The sequence below is a fragment of the Falsiroseomonas frigidaquae genome, assembly GCF_012163145.1.
GTDB lineage: Bacteria > Pseudomonadota > Alphaproteobacteria > Acetobacterales > Acetobacteraceae > Falsiroseomonas > Falsiroseomonas frigidaquae.
Genome location: NZ_JAAVTX010000002.1, coordinates 297326 through 312551, shown reverse-complemented (window position 1 = coordinate 312551; position 15226 = coordinate 297326). Strand labels below are relative to the sequence as shown.

At 70.1% G+C, this 15226-nt stretch carries 13 protein-coding genes; 9 read left to right on the top strand and 4 right to left on the bottom strand.

The genetic code is table 11. The features are described 5' to 3' along the window. The first annotated feature begins 2 nt into the window (after positions 1–2). The 3 genes from HB662_RS05840 (at position 3) to HB662_RS05830 (ending at position 3147) form a co-directional block, all read left to right on the top strand. Positions 3–1283, top strand: a complete 1281-nt coding sequence (locus HB662_RS05840) for an NAD(P)/FAD-dependent oxidoreductase (protein ID WP_168048175.1) — start codon at positions 3–5, stop codon at positions 1281–1283. 119 nt (positions 1284–1402) lie between these two features. Continuing rightward, positions 1403–2578 (top strand): zinc-dependent alcohol dehydrogenase, encoded by a 1176-nt coding sequence (locus tag HB662_RS05835; protein WP_168048173.1) that lies wholly within the window; start codon positions 1403–1405, stop codon positions 2576–2578. Continuing rightward, positions 2575–3147, top strand: coding sequence for a hypothetical protein (locus HB662_RS05830; RefSeq protein ID WP_168048171.1), 573 nt, complete (start codon positions 2575–2577; stop codon positions 3145–3147). The genes HB662_RS05835 and HB662_RS05830 overlap by 4 nt, the downstream gene beginning before the upstream one ends. Before the next feature lie 31 nt (positions 3148–3178). Here the strand turns inward: HB662_RS05830 and HB662_RS05825 are convergent, their stop codons facing one another. Continuing rightward, positions 3179–5203 (bottom strand): ATP-binding protein, encoded by a 2025-nt coding sequence (locus HB662_RS05825; RefSeq protein WP_168048169.1) that lies wholly within the window; start codon positions 5201–5203, stop codon positions 3179–3181. A 160-nt stretch (positions 5204–5363) separates the two neighbouring features. Between HB662_RS05825 and HB662_RS05820 the strand changes: the two genes are divergently transcribed. Next, a complete protein-coding gene (locus HB662_RS05820) occupies positions 5364–6398 on the top strand; it encodes a chemotaxis protein CheB (RefSeq protein ID WP_168048167.1) in 1035 nt (344 codons plus the stop codon). 83 nt (positions 6399–6481) lie between these two features. On the opposite strand, the gene HB662_RS05815 is transcribed toward HB662_RS05820, so the two are convergent. Beyond that, positions 6482–8764 (bottom strand): CheR family methyltransferase, encoded by a 2283-nt coding sequence (locus HB662_RS05815; protein WP_168048165.1) that lies wholly within the window; start codon positions 8762–8764, stop codon positions 6482–6484. Positions 8765–8923: 159 nt separating this feature from the next. Further along, positions 8924–9313, bottom strand: coding sequence for a hypothetical protein (locus HB662_RS05810; RefSeq protein ID WP_168048163.1), 390 nt, complete (start codon positions 9311–9313; stop codon positions 8924–8926). A gap of 314 nt (positions 9314–9627) precedes the next feature. Here HB662_RS05810 and HB662_RS05805 point away from each other — a divergent pair, with 314 nt between their 5' ends. Genes HB662_RS05805 through HB662_RS05795 form a run of 3 tightly spaced genes read left to right on the top strand, consistent with a single transcriptional unit; the run spans position 9628 to position 11967 of the window. Then, on the top strand, positions 9628–10398 hold the full coding sequence (locus tag HB662_RS05805) for a hypothetical protein (RefSeq protein ID WP_168048161.1): 771 nt from the start codon (positions 9628–9630) through the stop codon (positions 10396–10398). Next, a complete protein-coding gene (locus HB662_RS05800) occupies positions 10388–10816 on the top strand; it encodes a phage holin family protein (RefSeq protein WP_168048159.1) in 429 nt (142 codons plus the stop codon). The genes HB662_RS05805 and HB662_RS05800 overlap by 11 nt, the downstream gene beginning before the upstream one ends. Then, complete coding sequence (locus HB662_RS05795; protein ID WP_168048157.1) at positions 10813–11967, top strand: DUF3618 domain-containing protein; 1155 nt, start codon at positions 10813–10815, stop codon at positions 11965–11967. The genes HB662_RS05800 and HB662_RS05795 overlap by 4 nt, the downstream gene beginning before the upstream one ends. Positions 11968–12015: 48 nt before the next feature. Here HB662_RS05795 and HB662_RS05790 read toward each other — a convergent pair whose 3' ends face one another. After that, positions 12016–12591: a TetR/AcrR family transcriptional regulator gene (locus tag HB662_RS05790; protein WP_168048155.1), complete on the bottom strand. Its 576-nt coding sequence runs from the start codon at positions 12589–12591 to the stop codon at positions 12016–12018. Between the two features lie 128 nt (positions 12592–12719). On the opposite strand from HB662_RS05790, the gene HB662_RS05785 reads away from it, so the two are divergent. Further along, positions 12720–13514, top strand: coding sequence for a class II glutamine amidotransferase (locus HB662_RS05785; RefSeq protein WP_168048153.1), 795 nt, complete (start codon positions 12720–12722; stop codon positions 13512–13514). Positions 13515–13556: 42 nt separating this feature from the next. Then, the gene (locus HB662_RS05780; RefSeq protein WP_168048151.1) at positions 13557–15164 is read left to right on the top strand and encodes an ABC transporter substrate-binding protein; all 1608 of its coding nucleotides are present in this window, start codon (positions 13557–13559) and stop codon (positions 15162–15164) included. Positions 15165–15226: the final 62 nt, after the last annotated feature.

Genomic DNA, 15226 nt, shown 5'->3' with positions numbered 1-15226 from the left:
CCATGGCGGCGGCGCCCTTCCGCGTGGTGATCCTCGGCGCCGGCTTCGGCGGGATGGAGGCGGCACGCGCACTGCGCCATGCGCCGGTGGAGGTCACGCTGGTCGACCGCCACAACCACCACCTGTTCCAGCCGCTGCTGTACCAGGTTGCGACCGCGGCGCTGTCGCCCGGCGACATCGCCTGGCCGATCCGCGCCATCTTCCGTCGCCAGCCCAATGTGACGGTGCTGATGGCGGAGGTCTCGGGCATCGACACCGCCGCCCGCCAGGTGCGGACGCAGGACGGCCTGCGCCTGCCCTATGACGCGCTGGTGGTCGCCACCGGCGCCACCCATTCCTATTTCGGCCATGACGAATGGGCGGGCGTGGCACCCGGCCTGAAGACGCTGGACGACGCCACCGCGCTGCGCCGCCGCCTGCTGGTGGCCTTCGAGCAGGCCGAGCTGACCATGGACGCCACCGAGCGCCAGCGCCTGCTGACCTTCATCGTCATCGGCGCCGGCCCCACCGGTGTGGAGCTGGCCGGCGCCATGGCGGAGCTGGCGCGCGATGCGATGTCCCGCGAATTCCGCCGCATCAGGCCGGAGATGGCGCGCATCATCCTGCTGGAAGCCGGCGAGCGCGTGCTGTCCACCTTCCCCGAGGATCTGGGCGAGACCGCGCGGCGGTCGCTGGAAGCCAAGGGCGTTCAGGTGCTGACCGGCCGCAAGGTCACGCTCTGCGACGAGGCCGGCGTCACCTGCGGCGAGGATCGCTTCCCCGCCAGCACCGTGGTCTGGGCCGCGGGAGTCGTCGCCTCCCCGGCCGCGCAGTGGCTGGGCGTGCAGCCGGGCCGGGCAGGGCGGCTTGAGGTCGGGCCGGATTTGTCCCTGCCAGGCCTGCCGGAGGTCTTCGCCGTGGGCGACCTGGTGCAGGCCAAGGATGCGGAGGGCAAGCCGGTGCCGGGCACCGCGCCGGCCGCCAAGCAGATGGGCCGCCATGTCGGCCGCCTGCTGGCCGCGCGCGCCGCGGGCCGTACGGCACCCGGCGCCTTCCGCTACCGCCACCAGGGGGAGCTGGCGACGATCGGCCGGCGCTCCGCCGTGGTGGCGCTGGGGCGCTTCAGGCTCACCGGCCTGATCGGCTGGTGGTTCTGGGGCATCGCGCATGTCTATTTCCTGGTCGGCTTCCGCAGCCGCGTCGTCGTCTCCTTCGAATGGCTGTGGAGCTACCTGACCTTCCAGCGCGGCGCGCGGCTCATCACCGCCCCCTCCCGCCGTCCGCCCAGCGATGCGCCCGTGTGATGCGCCCGTGTGACGCACCCGTGTGATTGCGTGGCCGAAAGCGCGGCAGCGTGACCGCGGCGGTGCCGAACCCGCAACCCCATCCCGCATTCAAGCCACATCTTGAAGGGGTGACGCGGATGCGGGCGCTGGTCTGGCACGGCAAGGAAGACATTCGCTGCGACACGGTCAGCGATCCCACCATCGAGGATCCGCGCGACGCCATCATCAAGGTGACGAGCTGCGCGATCTGCGGATCGGACCTGCACCTGTTCCACAACCTGATCCCCGCCATGAAGCCCGGCGACATCATGGGCCATGAGACGATGGGCGAGGTGGTGGAGGTCGGTTCCGCCGCGAAGGGCAGCCTGAAAAAGGGCGACCGCATCGTGGTGCCCTTCACCATCACCTGCGGAACCTGCGAGCAGTGCAGGCGCGGCAACTGGTCGGTCTGCGAGACCACCAACCGCAACAAGGAGATGGCGGACAAGGTCTTCGGCCATGCCGGCGCCGGCCTGTTCGGCTATAGCGGCCTGACCGGCGGCTATCCCGGCGGCCAGGCCGAATATCTGCGCGTGCCCTATGCCGACCAGACGCATATCAAGGTGCCGGACGGGCTGACGGACGAACAGGTGCTGTTCCTGTCCGACATCCTGCCGACCGGCTGGCAGGCCGCGGTGCAATGCGACATCAAGCCGGACGACACGGTGGCGATCTGGGGTTGCGGCCCGGTCGGGCAGATGGCGATCCGCAGCGCCGTGCTGCTCGGCGCGAAGCAGGTCATCGCCATCGACCGCTTGCCCGAACGGCTCGGCATGGCCGCCGCCGGCGGCGCCATCACGATCAACTTCGAAGAAGAAAGCGTGATCGAGCGGCTGAATGAGCTGACCGGCGGCAAGGGGCCGGATAAATGCATCGATGCCGTCGGCATGGAAAGTCATGTCGGCATCGGCCAGCCGGACACGCTGCTGGACCGCGCCAAGCAGGTGGTGATGCTGGAGAATGACCGCCCGCATGTGCTGCGGGAGATGATCTATGTCTGCCGCCCCGCCGGCATCCTCTCCGTCCCCGGTGTCTATTCCGGACTGGTGGACAAGCTGCCGATGGGCCTGGTGATGAACAAGGGACTGACCATCCGTACCGGCCAGACGCATGTGAAGCGATGGACGGAGGACCTGCTGCGCCGCATCGAGGAAGGCCAGATCGATCCGTCCTTCGTCATCACCCACACCGTGGGGCTGCAGGATGGACCGGAGATGTACAATATCTTCCGCAACAAGCAGGACGGCTGCATCAAGGTGGTGCTGAAGCCATGAGCATGATCGCGAACATGTCCCGCCAGAAGGGCGACCCGCGCATCCTGCGCCGTGGCCCCGGCTCGCTCGGCGCCGCGGACCGGCTGGCGCGGGCGCTGGGCTGGTTCAGCATCGGCCTGGGCGTGGCGCAGATGCTGGCGCCACGGCGGATGACCCGTGCCCTGGGCATGCGCGGCCAGGAAGGCCTGATGCGGGCCTATGGCGCGCGGGAGGTTGCCTCGGGCGTGCTGGCCTTGTCCGTGGACCCGTCCGTCGGCCTGCGCAGCCGCATGGTGGGGGATGCGGTGGATGCTGCCACGCTGATCGCGGCGCTGCGCCCGGGCAATCCGAAGCGGGACAATGTGATGCTGGCGCTGGCGATGGTGGCCGGCGTGACGATGCTGGACATCCTGGCCGACCAGGCGCTGAAGGCGCGGCACGGACGGGAACAGGCGCGCCCGCTGCGCCGGATCGCGCCCAACACCGCCGCCCGGCCCGGTGACCGCAGCGGCTTTCCGCAAGGCCTGGCGCGGGCACGTGGCGCGGCGCGGGACTTCGTCGTGCCGGACGATTTTCGCGCCGCTTTCTGACTCCGGCGGCCCGGCCGGCGAGGGCATCCGTTCAGGAGGCCCGCATCTCCGGCGGCCGGTGCCCCTCGATCGCGGCGGAGAGGGCGCCGCGCAGTTCCTCCAGCCCGAAGGGCTTCCGCAGCAGCGGCAGGCCGGCTGCGGCCACGCGCAGGGGTGCGCCGCTGAAGCCGCTGCATAGCACGATCGGCAATTCGGGCCGCTGTGACCGCAGGGTGCGCGCGAGGTCCAGCCCATCCTGGCCACCCGGCATCACCACATCCGTCATCACCAGATCCACCTGCAGCCCCTGCTTCAGCACCGAAAGCGCCGCCTGCGCCGAATCCACCCGGCTGACGGTGTGGCCCAGGTGGCGCAGCACTTCCTCCGTCAGGTCGCCCACATCCGTATCATCCTCCACCAGCAGCAGGCGCAGCGGTGCCATGCCGCTCGTCGGCTGGAGTAGATTCTCCGCCGCCTGTGGCGTGGTGGGAACGCCGAGGGAGCGCGGCAGCAGCAGCGTCACCGTGGTGCCGCCGCCCGTCTCGCTGCGGATGCGCGCCGCGCCGTTGCTCTGCCGCACGAAGCCATAGACCTGCGCCAGGCCGAGGCCGGTGCCGCGGCCGGCCTCCTTGGTGGTGTAGAAAGGCTCGAAGACCCGCGCCAGAACGTCCGGCGTCATGCCGATGCCGGTATCGGACAACGCAATCTCGACGTAGTCGCCCGGTGCCAGTTCCACGTCGCCCTGGCCGATCGTCACATTCGTCGCCATCAGGCGCAGCGTGCCGCCGCGCGGCATCGCATCGCGCGCATTCACGCCAAGGTTCAGCAGCGCCAGTTCCAGCTCCGCCGCATCCACCAGCACGGGCCAGATGTCCGGTGCGGCGTGGATGCCGATGGTGATGTCGCCGCGCAGCGTGCGGGCCAGCAATTCCCGCATCTCCTCAAGCCACAGCTGCAGGTCGAGCGGCTGCGGCTTCAGAGTCTGGCGCCGGGCGAAGCTCAGCAGGCGACGCGTCAGTTCCGCGCCACGCTTCGCGGCCTGGCCCATCGCCTCCACCAGCTTCTCCCGCCGGGCCGGGTCCTCCGTGGTGCGGAGCAGGGCGATGCCGCTGGTGATGACGGAGAGCAGGTTGTTGAAGTCATGCGCCACGCCGCCGGTCAGCTGGCCCAGCGCCTCCAGCTTCATCGTCTGGAACAGGCGGGCCTGGGCGGCCTCGCGGGCGCGGACTTCCTGTTCCACCTCCCGCCGCAGGTCCTGGTTGGCATCCTTCAGCGCCAGCTCCGACTGCTTGCGTTCCGTGATGTCGATGTTGAGCCCGATCAGCCGGAGCGGCTTGCCCTGCTCGTCGCAGACCAGCCGGCCGCGGCCGGCAAGCCAGCGCAGCCCGTGGCGGGGATGCCGGATGCGATACTCGACCGAAAATTCCGGCGCGCAATTCGCGACGCAGTCGCGCAACGCCGCCTCCGCCGCCGCACGGTCCTCCGGCACCACCGATTCGACCCAGGCGGCGTAGGAAGGACGCATGACCGCAGGGTCCAGGCCATAGAGGTCGAAGTATTCCGCGGACCAGACGATGTTGTTGCGACGGATGTCCCAGTCCCAAGTCCCCGCGCCGGCATAGCGCTGTGCCAGGCGCAGGCTTTCCTCGCTGTCGCGCAGCCGGGCATTGATGGCGGCCAGTTCGGCGGTGCGCGCCTCGACCCGTTCCTCCAGCTCCGCATTGTTGTCGGCCAGCGCGGTATTCGCCTCCTCCAGCTCCTCCGCGATGACGTGCAGTTCCTCCAATGCCACGCGCAGGCTCTCGGCGGTATCGGACGTGTCGCCGTTGCCCGGCAGCTTGTGAGGCTGTGGGCGCAGCTTGGCCTGCGCAGTGGCGGCTGCAGCTTCCCGCTCTGTCAGCCTGGACTCCACCTCGCGCAGCCTGCGGGTGCGGACCGCCAGCTCCGCCACCAGGCGGGCGCAGTCCTCGGCCAGGGTGGCCGCTTCCTGTTGCGCGTCCTCCAGCGCCACGCGCAACTGTTCGCTTTCCCCGGCCAGGCGGGCCCGCTCTCCGAGATCTTCATCCGGCTGTGCCATGCCTACCCTATACATGTTGCCGGGCCGTGTGGCCTGGGCGACTTTGCCGCCGCATCTGCGTTTCAAAGCGGCATTTGAAGGCCTGAAGGCGCATCCTCCCGCGAAGTTGCCTGCGTGGGAAACTTGGCTGCACGTCGAAACGATAAGGCAGGAGCGATCGATGGTAAATCACAACGTGATCGTCCTGGGCGCATCCGCCGGAGGTGTGGACACGCTGGTGGCGCTGTGCGGCCGCCTGAGCGCGAACCTGCCCGCGGCGGTGCTCGTGGTGCAGCATATCTCGCCGAATGCGAATAGCGCCATGGCGCATATCCTCGACCGTGCCGGGCCGTTGCCGGCGAAGCAGGCGGTGCATGGCGCGCCGCTGCGGGTCGGCACCATCAGCGTGGCGCCGCCGGACCGGCATCTGCTGGTGGCGCCGGACGGGCAGCACATGGCCCTGAGCCGCGGCCCGCAGGAAAATCGTTCCCGCCCCGCGATCGACGTACTGTTCCGCTCCGCCGCGGTGGCATGCGGGCCGCGCGTGATCGGCGTGGTGCTGAGTGGCCTGCTGGATGACGGCACCGCGGGGCTCATCGCCATCAAGGCCTGCGGCGGCATCAGCGTCGTGCAGGACCCGGCGGATGCCACATGGCCCGACATGCCGCGCAACGCCCTGTTCGGCGACAGCCCCGACCATTGCCTGCCGGCCATCGAGCTGCCGGCCCTGCTTGACCGGCTGGCCCAGAGCCCAGCCGGCGCCGCCCCCCCGGTGCCACCGCGGCTGAGCGCCGAGGTCCGCATCTCGCGCCAGGAGTTCGCCGCCATGCCGCCGAACACGACCACCATTGGCCAGCCGAGCCGGATGAGCTGCCCCGCCTGTGGCGGCGTGCTGAACGAGATCGAGGACAAGAAGGTGCCGCGCTTCCGGTGCCAGATCGGCCATGCCTACGGCGCCGAGACCCTGGCGCTGACACAGCAGGAAGCATTGGAGGAAGCGCTTTCGGTTGCGATCCGCACGCATCACGACAGGCAGCAACTGTTCCTGCGGATGCAGCATCAGGCGGAGGCGCGCGGCATGCGCCATGCCTCGCAACGCTGGCAGCGGGCGGCGGAGGAGGCAGCGCGTGCCGCCGTGTTGATCAGCGATGCGATGGACATGCTGCGGCAGACGGAAGACGAGCCACCGACCGAGGCGCCTGCCATGCCAGCCTAGCGCAAACGCCGTGATGAGTGGTTCAGTGGGAGCGCATTTCCTGCGCTGGAGTCAACGGAGTCTGGCGAGCGCAGCCGCCGGTTTCACGGCGGCGCCGCTACCCGGTCGGCCTCACCCGTCAGCCGGCGCCGGTCCGCGATGTCGTGCAGGATCGCGACGAGCAGTGGCGGCATCTCGTCACCGAAATACTGCAGGCACATCTCCACCGGGCGTTCCGCCGGCCCGCCGGCCTCGTCCGTCCGATGCAGCACCGCCTCGACGACCAGTTCCTGCACCTCGCCGGCCAGCAGCGGGGCCAGCATCGCGCGAAAGGCGAGGGAGGACACGCCCACCAGCAGGTCGGTGAAGGGAATGCGACGAAGCTGCGCGATGGACTGGCCCAGCTTCTGTTCGCCGCCGCGATTGACCAGGATGAACCGCAGCGTCTCCGGGTCGAGGAAGTACACCTCGTTCAGCGAATGGCCGAGGATGCGGCCGAGGTAGCGCGCGTAATCCTGGTCCTGCCGCGCTTCGGTCACGTCCTCCACGATCAGCACGACGCCGCGCGGCCCGGCTGTCTCGTAGAGCAGCGGGGAGATCCGCACGCGGCATTTCAGGCCACGGCCGCGCCGGTCCACCGCCGCGATCGTCGTCTCCGCATGGTCCACCTGGCCGGACAGTACGCGCTGCATGTCGGACCGCAGCGGTTCCAGCGGCAGGCCGATATCCAGCTCCAGCGCCTGCCGGTCCACCACTTCCTCCGCCCGCAGGCCCCAGACCGCCTCGTTCCAACGGTTCCAGGACCGCACCTTCAGCGACGGGTCCAGTACGATGATGCCGGCATCCATGCTGCGGAGCACGCCGTCCATGTGGCGGCGGAACTCGGTGGTCTCCTCCTGCCGCAGGCGCAGCTCCTCATTCGCCGCCTCAAGCTCGTCGTTGGTGGATCGCAGCTCCTCGTTCATCGTCTCCAGTTCCTCGTTGGTGGACTGGAGTTCCTCGTTGGTGGTCTCTAGCTCCTCGTTGGTGGATTGCAGTTCCTCGTTGGTGGTCTCCAGCTCCTCATTGGCGGATTGGAGCTCCTCGATGGTCGTCTCCAGGCTTTCCTGCGCCGCCTCCAGCTCCTGCTGCAGGGTCCAGGCGCGGGTAGTGTCGGAGAAGCCGAGCAGGGTGGCGAATTGCAGGCCGTCCCGCGCGAACAGCGGCGTGACGTCGATGGTCAGGCGAACCGGGCTGGCGGGGGGATGCTGGTATTCGAGATGTTCGAGCCGTACAGCCCGCCCGCTGCGGGAGGCTTCGTCGATGCGGCTCCGCAGCTCCACCGGCCTGTAGGAGATCGCCAGGTCCTGGAAAGGCCGCCCAAGATCGCCTTCGCCCACTTCGAGAAGGCGGCGGGAGGCAGGGTTGGCGAAGACCAGCACGCCATCATTGTCCACCGCCAGATAGGCCTGGGCGGTACCGTCGGCGAGCGCCTCCAGCAGCCGCTGGTGCAGGGTGGGCGCGCGCCCGGGCCCCAGCGTGGCCGGCGGGCCGGCGAAGGTGACGCTGCCGCCATGGCTGCGGCGCCAGCCCTGCGGCACCTTGCGGAAGATACGGTGCTTCAGATCCACTGCCTCGAACAGCCGGGACCGCGCGAGCTGTGTTTCCGCCTTGCCGAGGAACAGCAACCCGTCATCCGCCAGCGCATAGTGCAGCCGCGGCAGGACCTGGTTCTGCGTATCCGTCTCCAGGTAGATCAGCAGGTTGCGGCAGACCAGCAGGTCGATGCGGATGATCGGCGCATCATGCACCACGTTGTGGCGGCCGAAGATCACGCATTTCCGCAGCTCGCGCTGCAGCACGTAGTGGTTCGGGGTGCGGTCGAAGTAGCGCGCCAGCAGGTCCGGCGGCACGCCTTCCACGTCGCGCGGGGTGTAGGTCGCCTGCCGGGCCGTGCGCAGCGCGTCCTCGTCCAGGTCGGTGGCGTAGATCTTCAGGCGGTTGCAGGCATCCGGGCCCAGCACCTCGGCGAAGGCCATCGCCAGGCTGTAGGGTTCCTCCCCGGTGGCGCAGCCAACGCTCCAGATCCGCAGCTGGCCGGTTTCGCCGATGCGCTCCACCAGCCTGGGCACCACATCGGAGCGCAGCGCCTCCCATGCCTCCGGATCGCGGAAGAAGGAGGTTACGTTGATCAGCACGGTGTTCAGCAGCGCCGGGAATTCATCCGGATGCGCTTCCAGGAAGGCGTGGTAGGCGGCGAAGCCGTCGATGCCGACCTCCTCCATCCGCCGCTGGATGCGGCGGCGGAGGCTGGACTTCTTGTAGCCGCGGAAATCGACCCCGCGGCTTTCCTGGATGTGGCGGATCAGCGCCTGCAGGTCGGGCTCGACCGTTTCTGTGCCGGACATCGGACTTCCTTGTACCGATGCCGCAATACCATCTCGGCGCGGGCGTCGCACGCCATTCGGCGGGCGCCACCGAACTGCGCACGCCATTCGGCGGGCGCTACCGGACTGCGCACGCCATTCGGCGGGCGCTACCGAACTGCGCGCGCCATTCGGCGGGCGCTACTGCAGCGGTTTCCCCGGCTCCTCGGCATCCTCTTCGACCCATTCACCGGCCGGGGCGGTCACCTCGGGCGTCGGGTTCTCGGCCAGAAGCGTCGCGGTCTCGTCGTCGAAGGCGCTGACGGTGGTGCTGTCCCCATTGCTATCGGCCAGCCCGAGCGCCGCGACGGTCGCCGCCACCACGCGGGCGGCAAGGGCTGCGCTGCGGGCGTCCTGGCATTCCACCACCACCTCCGCATCCTCGCCGCCATTCTGGACAAGTTCGACCAGGTAGAATTGCGCGCCGTCGCGCTCGGCGCTTTCCCAGATGCCCTCGGCGGTGCGCCGCATCGGCGTGATCGCCACCGAGAGCGCCGGGTTGGCCTGCGGCGCTCCACTGCTGTCGGACATTCCTCGCCTCCTCCGCTGTATGGGCTGCAACGCGACGTGGCTGCGGGGGTGCCAAGCCATTCCGCGGGCGTGACCAGCATGCATCAACATCATGTGCTGCGACAGGCAGCCGGAGGGCGCAGCCGAAGCAGACAGCCGGTGGCGCTGCGCCGGGGGCGCCTCCGGTGAAGCGGCGAAAGGCGGCGCATTCGCGAAAGCAGCGGAAGGCTGCGCCATCGCAAGGAACAGTTGTGGCCGCCTTTTGTTGGAGATGCAGCGTCATGGCGGCGGGCATGGGTCCGCGCGCCGGCGAAGCAGCAGGTGAGGTGAGCCAGATGAGCGACACGAGACAGGGCGGTTTCCCCGACCGCAACCCTCCGAACCCGAACAGCCCCACCCGGTCCGACCCGACGCACCGCGTCGCCGAGGACGGCCGCGCCGCCCTGGACGAAGCCAAGGCGCAGGCCGGCGAGGTTTCCGGCACCGTCCGTCGCGAGGCGGCCGGCGCCGTGGCTGATGTGAAGGCCGAGGGTGCGGAGGTGCTGGATGCGGCCCGCAAGCGCGCGGAAGGTTTCGCGGAGGCGCAGAAGCGCGCCGGCGCCGAGCAGGCCGAGGGCTTCGCCGAAGCGGTGCATGGCGCCGCCGACAAGCTGGGCGAGCAATCCCCGGTGATGGCGCGCTACGTGCACGAGGCGGCTTCCGCGATCGAGGGCATGGGCCGCACCCTGCGTGACAGCAGCCCGGCAGACTTGCTCGGCCGCGTCGAGGATCTGGCGCGCCGCCAGCCGGCCGCCTTCTTCGGTGCCGCCGTGCTCGCCGGCTTCGGTCTGGCGCGCTTCGCCAAGAGCTCGGCCGAGGCATCGCGCCGCGGCAGGCAGGGCTACGCCGGCACAGGGCATCACACCGCGCCGATGGGCGGTGGCGTGCGGCCGGAGACGGCGGCGCAGGCCCCGGGTTGGGCACCGCCTGCCAACAACGACAGCGGCGGCGCCAAGCCGACGACGCTCGCGGCGGCCTCGCTGGGCGGCGCGGCGGCCTGGCCGGGCGGCCGTGCGCCCAGCATGCCCGAGAACCCCGGCAAGGGAGGCAGCGGCAATGTCCTCTGATCCCTATGGCGTGGATCCACGCCATGCAGCCCACGATACCGGCCGTTCGGTGCCGGAGCTGTTCACCACGGTGATCGGCCAGATCTCGACGCTGTTCCGGCAGGAAGTGAAGCTTGCCCGCGCCGAGGTCGGTGAGAAGATCAGCCACGCGACGGGCGCGATCACACCGCTGGGCGCGGGGGCCGGCATGCTGCTGGGCACGCTGATCCTGCTGCTGTTCGCGCTGGTCTCGCTGCTGGTGCATTTCGGCGTTCCGGTGGGCTGGTCGCAGCTCATCGTCGCCATCGTCGCGGCGGTGATCGGCTACGCGCTGATCCGCAGCGGCATTTCCCGTTTGAACACGACGAACCTGATGCCCCAGCGGACCGCCGAGCAGCTGTCCCGGGATGCACAGGTCGCGAAGGAGCAGGTGCGATGAGCAGCACGACGGATCCCGGCAACCGCAGCAGCGCGGATATCGAGCATGAGGTGGAGCGCACCCGCGCAGGGCTGACGGAGACGCTGGAGGAACTGCGCGACCGCGCCTCCCCCGGCCAGCTCTTCGAGCAGGCGCTGGACTACGCCCGCACTTCGGGCGGCGCGGAATTCACCCGCAACCTGGGCGCCGCGGTGCGCGACAATCCGCTGCCGCTGCTGCTGATCGGTGCCGGCATCGGCTGGATGATGCTGGGCCAGGGCGGGCGTGGCCCGTCGCTGCCGCGGCGCCGCAGCGGTGCCTACGAGGCACCCTACGGCGACAACTATCCCGCCACGGGGTGGGAGCGTGCCGAACCGGGCATCGGTGAGCGCGCGAGCGGCGCGGTGGGCGATGCGGCCGGTGCGGTGCGCGATGCCGCCGGCGGGGTGCGCGACAGCGTGGCCGGTGCGGCCCGCAGCGCCTCCGATGCGGCCAGCTCGGCCTATCGCAGCGTGGCGGGCGCGGTCGGCGCGGCGGGCGAATCGCTCGGCGGCGCGGCCAGCTCCGCCAGCAGCAGCGTGCGCGGTGGTACCGGGCATGCCTCGCACCTGGCATCCGACTATGCCGGCCGTGCCTCCCGCACCGCGTCCGAATATTCGCGCGACGCGCGGGACCGGATCGGTCACTGGGCGGATGATGCGGAAAACACGGCGAACTGGGTACTGCGCGAGCAGCCCCTGGTGCTCGGCGCGCTGGGCATCGCCCTCGGCGCCGCCGTCGGTGCCCTGCTGCCCGGGACGGAGACCGAGGACCGCCTGATGGGCGAGACGCGGGACGACCTGGCGCATCAGGCCGGCGCCCTGGCGCAGGAAGGCTATGAGAAGGCACGCGACACCGTCAGCGGCCATGCCGAGCATGCGCGCGATACCGCGGCCGGCAGCGCAGCGGGCCTCGCCGGTCAGGCGCGGGAAGCGGTGCGGGACGCGGCCCACAACATCGCCGCGAACGCCAAGGAGGCGCTGGCCGAAACGCCGGAGGACGGCAATCGCGACACCACGAAGCCGTCCGGCGGCGCGACCGGTACCGGCCATGCCGCCGGCACCACGCCGGGTGGCTATCCGTCCAGCCCGCAGCCCGGGACCGGCAACCGTCCGGTGAGCGGCCTCGGCTGATCCGGCAGGCCGGCCCGGCATTCCGCCGGGCCGGCGACGGCCTCGCCTTCAATCCAGCAGGGCGAGTGCCTGGCGCACCGCGCCCTGCATCGTGGCGCGGTCCGGCCGCCCGCGCGCCAGCACGCGCAGGCCCAGCAGCAGCGTCATCAGCAGCCGCGCCAGGTCATCCGCATCCCGCGCCAGGCTGATGCTGCCATCCGCCTGCCCGGCGAGTACGCGGCCGCGGAAGAAATCCTCCAGCTCCGCCAGCCGGCTGGCCACCACGCCGGCCACGCCGCGGTCATGCGGCGCCACTTCGAGCGCTGAATTCACCAGCAGGCAACCCATGCGGTCGCGCAGCGACCGGGCGACGATCTCCTCCAGCAGCCCGGCGATCGCCAGCCGCGGGGGCTGGGTGGCGGCCATCCGCCGCAGCCGCTCACGCATGCCCTGGTCGAGGTAGCGGTCGAGGCAGCGTGCGAACAGGCTGCGCTTGTCGCCAAAGGCGTTGTAGAAGCTCGCCTGCCCGAGCCCCATCACCTGGCCCAGGTCGCGCACGCTGGTGCCGGCATAGCCATGGCGCCAGAACTGGCGCATCGCCGCCTCGATGACGGCATCCTCGTCGAAGCTGCGGGGGCGGGACATCCTCGCCAGCATAGGTCCGGCCCCCAGGTGGGACAATGCGGGGGGCAATGCGGGGGGACGGTTCCGCTTGCCCTGGACGCATGGTGGAAGCAACCTGCGCCGTTGCCACCCTCCGGACCACGCCCCCCATGTGCCGCTTCCTCGCCTATCTGGGCGAACCCATCTTCCTCGCCGACCTGGTCTGCGCGCCGGCGCATTCGCTGATCCACCAGTCGATGCATGCCGATGAGGGCAAGACCGCCACCAATGGCGACGGCTTCGGCCTGGGCTGGTACGGGGAGCGGGAGGAGCCGGGCCTGTACCGGGAAATCCGCCCGGCCTGGTCGGACGAGAATCTGCGCTCACTCTGTTCGCAGGTGCGGTCGCGGCTGTTCTTCGCGCATGTCCGCGCCTCCACCGGCACATCGACCACGCGGGCCAATTGCCATCCCTTCGGCCTGGGGCGGCAGATGTTCATGCATAACGGCCAGGTCGGCGACTACCTCCGCATCAAGCGGCGGATGGAGGCGCTGATTCCGGATGCGCTGTACGAACACCGCCAGGGCACCGGCGATACCGAGGCGATCTTCCTGGCCGCCGCGGCGGATGGGCTGGCGGAGGACCCGATCGGCGCGCTGTCGCGCACCCTGGCGCGGGTGCTGGCGATGATGCAGGCGGCCGGCAGCACCCAGCCGCTGCGCTTCGCCGCGGCGCATAGCGACGGGCAGACGCTGACCTGCTTCCGCTGGTCCTCGGACAACCGCCCGCCCACGCTGTACTGGCGCCGCGCCGGTGCGAATGTGCTGGTGGTGTCGGAGCCGGTGGATGAACGCACCGCCGGCTGGCTGCCGATCGCGGCGAACCACGCGCTGGTGGCGCGGCCCGGGCAGGGTGTCCAGGTGCAGCCCTTCGAGGTGGCGGAGCCGGTCTTGTCCGATCTGTAACAACCGGTCCATAAAGCGCCATCACTCCACGGGGGACGACCCATGCTGACCCGCCTCGCCACCCTGGTCCTCGGCGCGAGCCTGCTGGCCGGGCCGGTATTCGCACCGAGGGCCATTGCCCAGGCGATCCCGCCCGAGCGCATCCTGCGCATGGTGCCGAATGCGGATCTGCAGACGCTGGACCCGATCAACACCACCGCCGGCGTGGTGCAGTCCCACGCGCACATGATCTACGATCAGCTGTTTGGCCGCGACGCGCAGCAGCGCCCGCAGCCGCAGATGGTGGGCGCGTACAGTGTCTCCGACGATGCGCTGGTCTGGCGCTTCACGCTGCGCGACGGCCTGGCCTTCCATGACGGCGCGCCGGTCACTGCGACCGATGTCGTGGCCTCGCTGCGCCGCTGGGGCGCGCGCGACCCGCATGGCCGGCAGATCATGGCGATCACCGCGAGCATGGAGCCGCAGGCCGATGGCAAGACCATCGTCTGGACGCTGAACCGGCCCTACGGGCTGATGCTGGATGCGCTCTCGAAGCCGGCCGGCAACATGCCCGCCATCATGCCGGCGCGCATCGCCGCGACCGACCCCTTCACCGCGATCCGCGAGACCATCGGCAGCGGGCCCTTCATCTTCTCACGCGAGGAATGGGTGCCCGGCAGCACGGTGGTGTATCGCCGCAACCCGAACTACGTGCCGCGCAGCGAGCCCGCCTCCGGCACCGCCGGCGGCAAGGTGGTGCATGTCGACCGCGTCGAGTGGCAGAACATCGCCAATGCGCAGACCTCGACGCTGGCGCTGATCCAGGGCGAGATCGACTACATCGAGAGCCCCGGCGTGGACTTCCTGCCGATGCTGCAGCGACGCGGCATGCAGATCGTCCGCACCAATACGCTCGGTGCGCCGGGCATGATCCGCATGAACCACATCCACCCGCCTTTCAACGACCCGCGCGCGCGGCAGGCGCTGATGCTGCTGGTGAACCAGGAGGAAATCCTCCAGGGCATGTTCCCCGACCCGGCGCTGTACCAGGTCTGCCACGCCTTCTTCGTCTGCGGCTCGGCGCAGGAGACCAATGCCGGCGTGCCGGAACGGCTCGGCAGCCCCGCCGCCCGCGAACGGGCGCGGCAATTGCTGCGCGAAAGCGGCTATGATGGTACGCCGATCGTGATGATGGACCCGACCGACAATCCCTTCGTCCACACCGCGACCCTGGTGCTGGCGCAGCAGATGCAGTCCGTCGGCTTCCGTACGGATGTGCAGGCGATGGACTTCGCCTCGATGGCCGGGCGCCGCGCCAATCGCCGCCCGCCCAGCGAGGGCGGCTGGCATATCGGCCTGACCTACTGGAACGGCCTCGGCGCCTCCGACCCCGTGGGAAATGTGCCGATGCAGGCGAGTTGCGACCGGGCCTGGCCGGGCTGGCCCTGCGATGCCGCGCACCAGGCGCTGATCGATGCCTTCCCCTACGCCGCCAACGCCGAGGAGCGGAAGCGCATCCTGGAGGAGCTGCACGCCAGCGCCTACAACCTGGTGCCCTACGTGCCCTATGGGCAGTGGTACCTGCCCTCGGCGGTCACCCCGCGCATCTCCGGCGTGCTGGCGATGCCAGGCATCATCATCGCCTGGAACATCCGCAAGGCGGCACGCTGAGACTTATACGAACGGCCGTTTCGCGCGGCCGCTCCGGGCCGCCCTCAAGCGCCGGGCGGAAA

Coding starts and splice junctions, on each gene's coding strand:
- HB662_RS05780 (WP_168048151.1), top strand. CDS start 13,557: ATGCTGACCCGCCTCGCCACCCTGGTCCTCGGCGCGAGCCTGCTGGCC.
- HB662_RS05785 (WP_168048153.1), top strand. CDS start 12,720: ATGTGCCGCTTCCTCGCCTATCTGGGCGAACCCATCTTCCTCGCCGAC.
- HB662_RS05810 (WP_168048163.1), bottom strand. CDS start 9,313: ATGTCCGACAGCAGTGGAGCGCCGCAGGCCAACCCGGCGCTCTCGGTG.
- HB662_RS05840 (WP_168048175.1), top strand. CDS start 3: ATGGCGGCGGCGCCCTTCCGCGTGGTGATCCTCGGCGCCGGCTTCGGC.
- HB662_RS05800 (WP_168048159.1), top strand. CDS start 10,388: ATGTCCTCTGATCCCTATGGCGTGGATCCACGCCATGCAGCCCACGAT.
- HB662_RS05835 (WP_168048173.1), top strand. CDS start 1,403: ATGCGGGCGCTGGTCTGGCACGGCAAGGAAGACATTCGCTGCGACACG.
- HB662_RS05815 (WP_168048165.1), bottom strand. CDS start 8,764: ATGTCCGGCACAGAAACGGTCGAGCCCGACCTGCAGGCGCTGATCCGC.
- HB662_RS05790 (WP_168048155.1), bottom strand. CDS start 12,591: ATGTCCCGCCCCCGCAGCTTCGACGAGGATGCCGTCATCGAGGCGGCG.
- HB662_RS05820 (WP_168048167.1), top strand. CDS start 5,364: ATGGTAAATCACAACGTGATCGTCCTGGGCGCATCCGCCGGAGGTGTG.
- HB662_RS05825 (WP_168048169.1), bottom strand. CDS start 5,203: ATGGCACAGCCGGATGAAGATCTCGGAGAGCGGGCCCGCCTGGCCGGG.
- HB662_RS05805 (WP_168048161.1), top strand. CDS start 9,628: ATGAGCGACACGAGACAGGGCGGTTTCCCCGACCGCAACCCTCCGAAC.
- HB662_RS05830 (WP_168048171.1), top strand. CDS start 2,575: ATGAGCATGATCGCGAACATGTCCCGCCAGAAGGGCGACCCGCGCATC.
- HB662_RS05795 (WP_168048157.1), top strand. CDS start 10,813: ATGAGCAGCACGACGGATCCCGGCAACCGCAGCAGCGCGGATATCGAG.